The organism is Nitrospirota bacterium, assembly GCA_040754395.1.
GTDB lineage: Bacteria > Nitrospirota > Thermodesulfovibrionia > Thermodesulfovibrionales > SM23-35 > JBFMCL01.
Window position 1 is genome coordinate 59102 of the sequence record JBFMCL010000019.1, and the last position, 10872, is coordinate 69973.

A 10872-nucleotide genomic window follows, 5' to 3' on the forward strand; every position below is an offset into this window, starting at 1 on the left:
CTCCCGCCGCAGAGACGGCGGGATATCGTAAAAATCCCATAAACAGTTGAAGGAGATTTCATGAAAACTCTTACGCAATACTTTTTTAAAGGCCTGCTCTTCCTTGCGCCTATTGTTGTAACCCTTTACGTCCTGTTTGTGATTATTTCTGCTGTTGACCAGATTTTCAGAGTGAGGATTCCGGGGATGGGCATTCTGATTACAGTAGCGCTTGTCACAGCCATAGGATTTCTTGTCTCAACTTTTCTCGCGAGGGGTGCTGCAAAGCTCATAGACAGACTGTTCAGCCGCATGCCTATCGTGAAAATGATTTATTCCGCGATTAAAGACCTCGTGAATGCCTTCGTGGGTGAAAAGAAGAGATTCGACAGGCCGGTATTGGTGAACCTCCTGCCGGAAAGTACCGTACAGATTATCGGGTTTGTCACACGAGACAGTCTGGAGAATATCGGGATGGCCGGGAGTATGGCAGTGTATATCCCGCAATCCTATAATTTCGCGGGAAATCTGATAGTCGTTCCCAAAGAGCAGGTTTTCCCGCTCGATGTGGAAAGCGGCAGAATCATGACATTCATTGTCTCGGGCGGGGTGTCAGACGTGTAACCCTCCTGATTGGCCTTGAGAAAATCTGATAAGGGGTTGTCCGCAGAGATGCCCGATGAGTCTTATGTACTGTTTACGGAAACCCCTGTTCCTGTCTGTCGGGGCATTATACCAGTCATCCCCTCGGACAAAAATTGAGGAATTCCTCAATTGTATGAGAAGAATTAGTTATCTACCAGCCCGGCGAGATGTTCGGAATCAAAAATATCGATTTTTTCCCGTAACTCAGTCTTTTTTGTCTCAATTTCCTTCTTTTCACTGCTCCAGTCGAGCGGGCAAGCTTTTTCCAGTTTGCTGTTCATCATCGAAAGGTGTTCTATGAGCGCGTGCAATTCTGCCAATTGCGCGACGGATGCCTTTTTCTTCCTGCCCTTCGTTTTCTCAACTGCCCGCATAATGTCATATACCCTTGCTTTCAGGGAGTTGATTTCGGTGTACATCACACTGCAGAACGAGTTCACATCCATGGGTTATCCTCCTTGTAAAAGGTTTTTACGTTGTACGGAATGTATTATTTCCAATACCCTGCCTGCAGACAGGTTTTTCATGCATATGATATCCTGACATGTTTTTTTGAAACAGGGGGCGCATGCCACATCCTCCCGGATAATTGTGTGGCCCTTGCCATAGGGACCTGTCCTCGATGGGTCGGTCGGGCCGAAGATGGCATATACCGGTTTGCCGAGCGCAGCAGCGATATGCATCGGCCCCGAGTCGTTGCTGACGACAAACCGCGCGCCCCGTATTATTTCTATCAGTTCTTGCAGACTTGTCCTGCCGGCAAGCGAGATTGCGTTCCCATCTGAATACGATGCAACGGTATCAGCGATATCCCTGTCGCTTCTGCTCCCGACGATCAGTGAACGAAGCGGCAGGAGTCTTGACAGTTCCCCGAACTTCTCAGGGGGCCACTGTTTTGTTTTCCAGCGGGCGCCCGGGACAAGAACCGCATATTCTTCAGAGGGGAAAGGATGAGGGACCGGGGACGCAGGCTTTGCAGAAAGGGGAAAAGGAAACACCACCTCCGAGACATCACATCCCAAACACGCTGCAATCTTCAGGTATCTGTCGACCGCATGGATATCTTTCCCGCCAGTTACCTTGTGCGTATAAAACAGACGGCTTCCCTCTCTTGCCTCAGCGAATCCCACCCGCACCGGAGAGCCGGTTGCTGCAGTGATGATGCCGCTTCTCAAAAGCCCCTGCAGATCGATAACCAGGTCATAATGTTCCTGTTTCAGAGACCTGAAGAGCCCTTTTATCTCTGACATGGTGCTTGTCGCATATCGGAGATTTTTCCAGGCGTCCTTATTGATGATCCAGAGCCTGTCAATCATCGGGTGTCCCGCGAGAAGACCTTCAAAGCCTTTTGCTACAACCCAGTGAATCCGTGATCCGGAGAAGCAGGTATTTACCACTTTGAGAAACGGAAGGCTATGCACGATATCGCCGAGAGAACTCGGTTTGACGATAAGGATTTTCCCCGGAGGGTTACGAAGTGTTATCGTTTCCATTGAACATCTGATTCTTTGTTTGATTCACCTTAATAATGAGAAGAGAAAAGGCTTGACAGAGTATTCCTCTTATATGCATATTTCTCCTTATTCTACGCCATGAGACTGATTCTTATCCAATCTGCCCTGAGCATGCCGGTTTCAATGGCAGATTCCCGTTTTTCGGGGAACCGCAACATGCGAACATCATTCAGAGATCCCGCGATGTTCCAGAATAACTCTTACCGCCTCACCGAGGTCCTTCACAATGAAATCGGCGTGAGGGGATTCCTTTGTTTCGCCTGTCTGTACCAGTATCCCCAAAGCGCCTGCTGCCTTTGCAAGGAGCATGTCTGCTTCCTTGTCTCCTACCATGAACGATCTCCTCAGGTCAATTCTGTGTCGGGCCCTTGCCCGGAAAAGCATCTCAGGTTCGGGTTTCCTGCACGCGCAATGGTCAGACGGATGATGGGGGCAATAGTAAAAATCATCAAACCCGTACTGCGCGAGAAAGATGCTGTTGGCATCTTTTACAAACGTCTCGTCAACGATGCCCCTCGCGATCCCTGACTGATTGCTTACACCGATAAGCTTGAACCCTTTTCCCCTGAGCAGTCTCAGGTGTTCGATCTCGGGGAAAATCCGGAAGTCTTCCCAGGAGTTGATGTAGCCCGTATCTCTGCAGAGCGTCCCGTCTCTGTCAAAAAAGACCGCGGGGCTGTCAGGAAGCAGTTTTTTGACGGCATAGAAAACTTCGTCCGATGTGACTGCATGCATGCAGAGCATATCGTTGCGGCTGCAGGTACGATCGAAACACGGGCTGCACGGCACGTTAGGGGTTATCACCACGCTTTCATCCGCAAACCCTTCGGGGGGAGGGCCTGTCGTCAGGGGATTGGTGGAACCGAATATCGCAACCAGGGGAGTCCTCACTGCATAGGCAAGATGCATGGGGCCTGAGTCATTGGTGACAATGGCATCACAATCCGAGATGAGCGCGATGAGGTCTCTCAGGGATGTCTTCCCTGCCATATTCAGCAGAGCGCCTGAAGTCCTAACCTCAGGGATGACTTTTTTATATATTTCGTCGGTTATATCGATTTCTGAATTTCCTCCGAACAGCACGACACTTCCGCCGGTATCACCTATGAACCATGTTGCAACTTCCGCAAACCTTTCCGGGAACCATCTCTTTGCTGAGCCATAGGTTGCTCCTGGATTGATGGCGAGAACAGGCTTCCGCAGGCTTTTCAGCAGTTCTCTTGCCCGCATTCTTTCATTGAGTGTGAGATGAATGTAAGGGACTGAATATCCGGCTTTCATCCCCGACTGTTCGAGAAGATTCAGGTAATAATAAATCTGGTGAGCATGGTGTTCATTCTCTGGCAGAGGTACAGCCCTGGTGAGAAGAAACCCCCTTCCGTCCCTGTTGTAGCCCACCCTTTTTTTTATCCCTGCAAGAAACGCGATCAGGGCGGCGTCAAAGGCATTTTGCAGGAGTATCGAACCGCAGAAATGCTTCCTGCGCAACAGGCTTGCAAGCTTCATTTTCCCCCACAGCCCATTGTGAGTGTTCTCATAAGAGATTATTTCATCAATATCCGGGTTGTTTTTGAAGACAGCGGCAACCCATGGTTTTACGAGCAGGGTAATCCTGGTGTCGGGCAGAGCACTTTTCAGGGCCTTAAGTGCAGGGAGCGTCATCACGCTGTCACCGATCCAGTTAACCCCGCGCACAAGAAGATTTTTGCAGGCTGAGTCGAACATAAAAATATTGTAACATTTCGATTGGAAACCTTTGAAAACCTTTCTTTTTCGATATTTCGCCATGACCGGTTGTTGCAGTCGGGTGAGTTTCCCGTGTGAATCTTTCAGGGTATGGAACCAGTACATGGATCCTTTTCTGCATTCACAGTCCCCTGTATCCCCTTGTTGTGATTCCATAATGCTGGAGCTATAATTCAGACATGTACAGGAAAATCCTCGCCGGGGTAAACGAGTTTACCAATTCGGAGACAGCAGCGCGGTATGCGATAGCCCTTGCAAAATCCTGCAAGGCATCTCTCTCCCTTGTGCATATTACTGACGACAGGACAGGAAAGGAGGCTTTCATGCATGCTGAATCAGCACTGGAAAGGCTTTTTCTTGAAGCGGAAAGGCACGATGTGGAAGTCGAAAGTGTCACTGAGAGAGGGAACCCGCGTGAAAAGATCATGAAAATCGTCAGGGAGAAACAGATTGATATTGTGTTTATTGCAACGCGAAGGGAGGATGTCGAAAAGAGATTTTTCGTGAAGAGCCTTGCAAGGGAATGTATCATCAAGTTGCCGTGCTCAGTAGCAGTGGTCAGAGCGGTACGCATGGGCAAGGCATTGCCAAAGGATATTCTCGTTCCTTAGAAACGATCTTATTATCATGGGAGCAAGTGAAAGAAGTTTGCTCGGGGGGATTGTGAGGGGTAATCCGGTTGAAGAGGTGCTCAGAGAGACCCCCTGCAATCTTATTATTCTGGGACCAAAACGTGACTGACAGTGAGAATCCAGAGCCTGTCAAAAGAAGAGTTGTTCAGGACTTTTGTTACTTCAGAGAGGGGACTGACTGAAGCAGAAGTAAGGAAGAGGCTTGGTGAGTATGGAAGGAACGAAATCAGGGAAGCAAGGAAAAAACCTCTCTGGATGAAATTCTTTTCACAGTTTACCCATTTCCTGGCTGTTCTCCTGTGGTGTGCTGCGGTTCTGAGTTTTATATCGGAATATTTGCATCCAGGTGAGGGCATGATAACGCTCGGCACTGCAATTGTAGCGGTGATATGTATTAATGCAGTGTTTACCTTTGTCCAGGAATATCGTGCGGAAAAAGCACTTTACGCACTGAAAAAACTTCTGCCTTTTTCTGTCAGGGTAATACGGGATGGCAGCGAAAAGGAAATCCATGCAGGAGAGGTTGTGCCAGGGGATGTCGTTCTCCTGTCGGAAGGAGACAAGATTCCTGCTGATGTAAGAATGATAGAAACATCCGGGTTTAAGGTCGATAACGCACCATTAACCGGAGAGTCAGAGCCGGTATTGCGAAATGGCGGGACCTTTGACGGTGAGCTTCTCGAGAGTCCCAATATCGCTTTTGCCGGCACAACCGTCGTCACCGGCTCTGCAAAAGCAGTTGCATTTGCTACAGGGATGACGACCGAGTTCGGACGCATTGCACATCTGACAAGCGCAGTCGAGGCAGGAATCAGCCCGCTCCAGAAAGAGATTATCAGCGCAACAAGGCTTGTTTCCACAATTGCAGCAGGAGTCGGCATCTGCTTTTTTCTTCTCGGCTTTCTGATAGGAAGAAGTTTCTGGGATAACTTTATCTTTGCAATCGGCCTGACAGTTGCTCTTATTCCCGAAGGGCTGCTTCCGACCATGACTCTGTCCCTTGCTATGGGGAGTCAGAGGATGGCAAAGAGAAAGGCTTTGATAAAAACGCTTACCTCGGTCGAGACCCTCGGTGCAGTATCAGTGATCTGTACGGATAAGACAGGAACCCTCACACAGAATAAAATGGCTGTGAAAAAAATTCTGGTCAACGGAACTGTTGTTGACTTCAAAGATACAAATAAAAGTGGTATCTCAGAACTGTTCATGATTGCATACCTCTGTAACAATGCCAGAATCATAGACGGGCAGTTGAAAGGAGATCCTACAGACGTGGCATTGTTGAAGAGTGCGAAAGATACCATCGGAGATTTCGAAGCAGAGAGGATACAAGAGATCCCCTTTGATTAAGAGAGAAAGCGGATGACTACTGTCCATCTGATCCCTTCATTGCCAGGTTCAGAGAAGAAACCGCTGCCTTTTAAGGCAAATGAGAGAGGTAAATATGTTGTACTTACAAAAGGCGCTATGGAGAATATTTTGCCCTTGTGTACCCATATATATATTGATGGTGATGAGAGATATCTGGACGGAGACCTGAAAGAAGGAGTTATTAGTGCCTGCAATTCTTTTATGGATATGGGATTGAGGGTCATCTCATTTGCCTACAAATCTTTCGCGCATGCGAATACCCTACATTCTGTTTCCGGTCTTGTGAGCACGGACATTGAAACAGATATGGTATTTGCCGGATTGATCGGACTTGAAGATCCGCCGAGGGCAGAAGTGCCTGAAGCAGTCAGGAAATGCAGTGAAGCTGGGATAAGGATAATCATGATTACCGGTGACGGGAGCAGGACAGCGGTTGCAATTGCAAGAGAAATTGGACTGGTGGAAGGCACGCCAACGGTTATCGAAGGCCATGATTTCAATCAGATGGGTGATGCAGAACTGAGAACAAGACTTGCCGGTAAAGAGGTCATTTTTGCATCCAATATTCCCGAAGCAGTGCCATATCTTGCCTATATCATGTTCAGAATCCCCCTTCCTCTGACGGTCGTTCAGATACTTGCGGTTGACCTCGGGACAGATATGCTTCCGGCATTGGCGCTCGGTGCCGAGAAACCCACACCGGATGTCATGCATCAGCCACCGAGAAAGTTACATGAGCGGCTTCTGAATCCGCCTCTGATTTTCAGGGCATATTTTTTCCTCGGTCCTATAGAGGCCATTGCCTGCATGTCCGGATTCTTCTATGTCCTGTTTCAGGGAGGGTGGATCTGGGGAACAGTACCTCCGGCTGATAACATGCTCTATCTGCAGGCAACGTCTGCATGCCTGACTGCAATAATAATTACACAGATAGGAAATGTCTTCGCTTGCCGTTCATCCCGGGAGTCTTTATTGCATATCGGATTTTTGTCGAACAGGCTCATATTCGCCGGGATTGCAGTAACACTCCTGCTGCAGCTGTTTATTGTGTATCATCCGTTCGGAAATGAAATATTCGGCACAGCTCCCCTTCGTTACGACGTCTGGATGTTTCTCGTTCCGTTCAGTTTTCTGTTGCTGGCTGCAGAAGAACTGAGGAAAGTTTATATAAGAAAGAGACATCTCGCATAATCTGCAAATGTTATTCTTGACACACAGAAAATATCTGATATGCTTTACCTAAATACAATATCTATGCAAAGCCTGCAATAGATAGACGCAGTCGATAGATAAATTCGAAAGGGGGTGACAGAGGATGAAAAGGCCTTTACGCAGCAAAACCCTTGCAAAGGAGGCGGCATTCTGGCAGGCGCTCAAAAAGGCGGTAGGGGGAAATCCCGGCAAGGTCTGCCATAAGTGAAAAGGCTGAAAGAGCTGACGCTGCCGGTCAGGCAACGAATGGAGACATAAAGAGCGCATCTGCAGAATACAATAATGAAAGAGAGGGTCTGATATCACACCAGACCCTCTTCAGTATTCAGAACTCGAATTTCAGTTCCAGTGAGACGAAGTCAGCGTCTTTGCTGGGCCCGGTATCATCCACAAAATCTCCCGCAAAGAAATGCCCGTATGTCCCTATAAACTGCAGGTGCTTCATGAAGTCATAATAACAGATAAGGTCGATCTCATTGCCGACAAATTTTCCGGCATTCCTGTCACCTGTTCTCTGAATACCCTTGTACGCGTTATACCAGTTGTCTTCATTGGCATACAACCAGAAAGAATGCAGCGATGCCATAAGTTTCATATTCTCTAGAGGCACAACGGAGGCCTTTATGTTGAGATCATGCATATTCTGCCATCCAAACAGGTCCATGTAGCCATATGAATAATGAGGTGTTGCGTAGAGCTGGTCAAATGTTTCATACTTGCCGCCGGCCGGATCAGAATCACCCGTAGCCATGAAATATTCAAGGCCGAGAGTCGGTTTTAGCGAAGTATCAAAAGGATACCAGACATCGAGATAGAAAGCGGCTGCGGCCCTGTCCTGCATATCTCCGTGTACGAGAGCATCTCCCTGCTGGAGTGTTCCATTAATATCATAGTTCAGAGACCCGATTGCACCGTAGGCCCTCAGGCCACAGGTATAAACCTCCACATCTTTTTCACGGCTGTCGACAATAACATATGCATCAATTTTTCCATATGGGTTGATCTTGTTGAACGTAAGCCATGCAACGAAGGTGTCATTCGGTGAATCGAACCAGTCATGCTGGAAAACGTCTCTTCCATGCTGGGGTGCGACCCTGTTCAGATAAGCGAGATCGAAGATGAATTGTTCATGTGTGTATGTCATGGTGAAACCGTCATATGCAATAATTTTATTCCCCCATCCATATGTCGTGCCAATGAGTCTGTGCTTGAGATATGAAATCTCTCTTCTCCCGGCCCACACAGAGTATGGGGCATTATCGGGCACATAATAGACATAGGCCTGCTGAATATCCAGCGGGGTATCATACGCATACGGAACCAGCGGCTTGTAAGGATGCGGTTCTGAGAAGTCCCGCGCATCTTCAAGTGTAAGATTAATCCCTAATCCCTTCACAGGCTGAACATCCACATACAGTCTCGTCTGAGACAGGGTAAGGTCATCATCAACCTGATTCTGGGGAATATAGTAATTGCTCAGGTATTCCTGCCTGACCCTGATTCTCCCGCCGAACGTGAGCTTTCCTTCAAGAAAGGTTGTGCCGTACTTGTATGGCGTGTAATCCGCTGCTTCGGGAGAATCACCGATACACAGCAGAGAACATGCCGCCAGAGAAAAAATGAACAGAAAGATTTTTTTCATGCTGCCCCCCTTTGGTTTTTATTAGATTTTGCTGCCTCCACAACGGGCAAAATTTACTATAATAAAAACATATAATTCAAATTGATAATACCTATGGATTTATTTTTTCACATAGCTGTTCTCTATGTGAAGTCCTCGCACTTCTTTATCAGCGCAGCATCTGATTCCATCTCTGACATGAAAAGTCAGAAGAGCGATTACCTGAGCAAGAAAGCTATGGGTAACCTGTTTTGAATAAGTATTAACTATTTGACCTGAAGATTCCGGTTTTTTTATCTTTAATAACAAGATATCTTCATCAGAGCAGTACGGTGCGGATATATAAACAGCAGAAGAGAAATAACTTGCTGGTATTGCCTTTCCCGGGAGATTCGGGGAACGCTGTATGGGAGACAGGCTTCTTCAATTGGGGCAGTAACAATATTCAAAGGAGGATGGAGAAAAAATGACAAAAAACAGATTTGCAGTGGTGGGAGTAGTACTGATAGTTCTTATTTGGATGTCAGGGGACTGTTTTGCCGCCTGGGGCACAAAAGAGCTGGATACTGAAAAAATAGCCGTGAACTTTGCAAAAGAGGTTTCCCGGGGAGGGTACAAGATAATCAGCACGGAAGAACTCAAGGGGCTGGTTGATCAGAACAGGAACATGCTCCTGGTTGATACAATGCCCTATGAAGACAGTTACAAAAAGCAGCATATTCCGGGTGCAGTGAATTTTGTCTTTCCCATTCCGGAGCTTGACAGCCTGGATGAAAAGACCAGGGCAGAATTTGAGAAGCTCCTCGGTGCAGACAGGGACATGCTGATCGTTTTCTATTGCGGATTTACCAAATGCACCCGCAGCCACAATGGTGCGATGTGGGCGGTGAAACTCGGCTATAAAAACGTGTACCGTCATCCCGGTGGAATCAAAGCCTGGTTGGAGGCGGATTACCCCATAGAGAAAGTAAAATAACGACCCTCCTGTGGGGTGGGTGAGACTGCCTCATGCCACCCCACATTTTCTTCAGCAAGACACCCGTGTGCCGCAAGAACCGGAAAAGGAAGAATAAAGGAACGGGCAGATCGGTTGCAGCCGGTTTGATCAGCTTTTATTGTAAAACTGTGAGATAGAGCTGAGGGCCAACTTGGGATTCAGACGTCTGGAAAGAAACAGATACAACACTGCTGCGATCATCACGAGGTCACGATAAAAGGCCTGTCTGAGACTGTGTATGCCTTCGATCTCTGCAGCCGAGAGGCAGCCGCAGTCAATGTTCAGGTCAGCCATGATTCCGTATCCGAGCACAGTAATAAACATGACAAGAAGGCCGAAGATGACAGCAAGGCTGCCGCGGATGTTCAGAAGGAGCCCGAGGCCGGCAAGGAGTTCGACAATCGGGAGGCCGATGGCAACCGGAGCAAGAAGGAATTCCGGCACAAGGTCATACTGGGAAATCACCCGTGCAAACGCCTTGGGGTCAACCAGTTTTACAAGCCCTGCATAGATAAAAACCGCGCCAAGAGCGAATCGGACTATCCGGTAAAGCCATGCTGATTTCAGTATCTTGTTCATAATAAATCACACGCAAGAGAAACGGGTATGCTTTTATAGTATTCGACATACACGCATGATGCAAATAGATAATAGTTATCTGTAAGCCTTAATTTATAGATATTTTGAATTCGTGCGAACGACCATAGCGACACTGTCCCTGCCGCATGCATTGCAGGACAGCGAGCACGTCAACGGGATTTGCGAAGTACATAACCGAATCGTCCGCCTGTTCCGAAACGAATGAAAAAGTGGACGGCTTCAGAGAGGAATCACTGGACGGAATGCCCGGCTTATCTTTGGTTATTTCCGCTTCGATTTCCTTTTTTAGGATTTGAATGGCCTTCTCTTTGTTATCCTGAAGAAATGTCCAAATAGAATCCAGTTTCTTATTGGCGTTTTCGAAGTCTCCCTTCTCCTTGGGCAATTTAAGCCCCTTCAGCTCATTAATCCTCGCAATTACTTCCTCCGGAGTACAATCAAAAAGTGTGTAAATAGATGAGTAGGCGGTGTATCCTTTTAAGGTTGAACTGGAATCAACAAAAGAAAGGAGACACCACCATGAGAAAGGGTATCACCGGGGCAGTACAGCCGTCA

At 47.6% G+C, this 10872-nt stretch carries 11 protein-coding genes; 6 read left to right on the plus strand and 5 right to left on the minus strand.

Annotation, left to right across the window (positions count from 1 at the left end; translation table 11 throughout):
• Positions 1 to 60: 60 nt before the first annotated feature.
• Positions 61 to 603 (plus strand): DUF502 domain-containing protein, encoded by a 543-nt coding sequence (locus AB1552_10440; GenBank protein MEW6054185.1) that lies wholly within the window; start codon positions 61 to 63, stop codon positions 601 to 603.
• Positions 604 to 767: 164 nt separating this feature from the next.
• Here AB1552_10440 and AB1552_10445 read toward each other — a convergent pair whose 3' ends face one another.
• The 3 genes from AB1552_10445 to waaF form a co-directional block, all read right to left on the minus strand.
• Positions 768 to 1070, minus strand: coding sequence for a hypothetical protein (locus tag AB1552_10445; GenBank protein MEW6054186.1), 303 nt, complete (start codon positions 1068 to 1070; stop codon positions 768 to 770).
• 3 nt (positions 1071 to 1073) lie between these two features.
• Positions 1074 to 2117: a lipopolysaccharide heptosyltransferase I gene (gene waaC / locus AB1552_10450; protein ID MEW6054187.1), complete on the minus strand. Its 1044-nt coding sequence runs from the start codon at positions 2115 to 2117 to the stop codon at positions 1074 to 1076.
• Between the two features lie 186 nt (positions 2118 to 2303).
• Positions 2304 to 3989, minus strand: coding sequence for a lipopolysaccharide heptosyltransferase II (waaF, locus tag AB1552_10455; protein ID MEW6054188.1), 1686 nt, complete (start codon positions 3987 to 3989; stop codon positions 2304 to 2306).
• A 74-nt stretch (positions 3990 to 4063) separates the two neighbouring features.
• On the opposite strand from waaF, the gene AB1552_10460 reads away from it, so the two are divergent.
• The 4 genes from AB1552_10460 to AB1552_10475 are packed head-to-tail and all read left to right on the plus strand — an operon-like array spanning position 4064 to position 7078.
• Positions 4064 to 4495 carry a universal stress protein gene (locus AB1552_10460; protein MEW6054189.1) on the plus strand — a complete coding sequence of 144 codons (432 nt, stop codon included), beginning with the start codon at positions 4064 to 4066 and terminating at the stop codon, positions 4493 to 4495.
• A gap of 16 nt (positions 4496 to 4511) precedes the next feature.
• Positions 4512 to 4625 (plus strand): hypothetical protein, encoded by a 114-nt coding sequence (locus tag AB1552_10465; protein MEW6054190.1) that lies wholly within the window; start codon positions 4512 to 4514, stop codon positions 4623 to 4625.
• Between the two features lie 2 nt (positions 4626 to 4627).
• Complete coding sequence (locus tag AB1552_10470; protein MEW6054191.1) at positions 4628 to 5866, plus strand: HAD-IC family P-type ATPase; 1239 nt, start codon at positions 4628 to 4630, stop codon at positions 5864 to 5866.
• A gap of 12 nt (positions 5867 to 5878) precedes the next feature.
• Positions 5879 to 7078, plus strand: coding sequence for a cation transporting ATPase C-terminal domain-containing protein (locus AB1552_10475; protein MEW6054192.1), 1200 nt, complete (start codon positions 5879 to 5881; stop codon positions 7076 to 7078).
• Between the two features lie 346 nt (positions 7079 to 7424).
• On the opposite strand, the gene AB1552_10480 is transcribed toward AB1552_10475, so the two are convergent.
• On the minus strand, positions 7425 to 8741 hold the full coding sequence (locus AB1552_10480) for an alginate export family protein (GenBank protein MEW6054193.1): 1317 nt from the start codon (positions 8739 to 8741) through the stop codon (positions 7425 to 7427).
• Between the two features lie 445 nt (positions 8742 to 9186).
• Between AB1552_10480 and AB1552_10485 the strand changes: the two genes are divergently transcribed.
• Complete coding sequence (locus tag AB1552_10485) at positions 9187 to 9696, plus strand: rhodanese-like domain-containing protein (GenBank protein MEW6054194.1); 510 nt, start codon at positions 9187 to 9189, stop codon at positions 9694 to 9696.
• 129 nt (positions 9697 to 9825) lie between these two features.
• Here the strand turns inward: AB1552_10485 and AB1552_10490 are convergent, their stop codons facing one another.
• Positions 9826 to 10296 carry a MauE/DoxX family redox-associated membrane protein gene (locus AB1552_10490; GenBank protein ID MEW6054195.1) on the minus strand — a complete coding sequence of 157 codons (471 nt, stop codon included), beginning with the start codon at positions 10294 to 10296 and terminating at the stop codon, positions 9826 to 9828.
• Positions 10297 to 10872 lie beyond the last annotated feature (576 nt).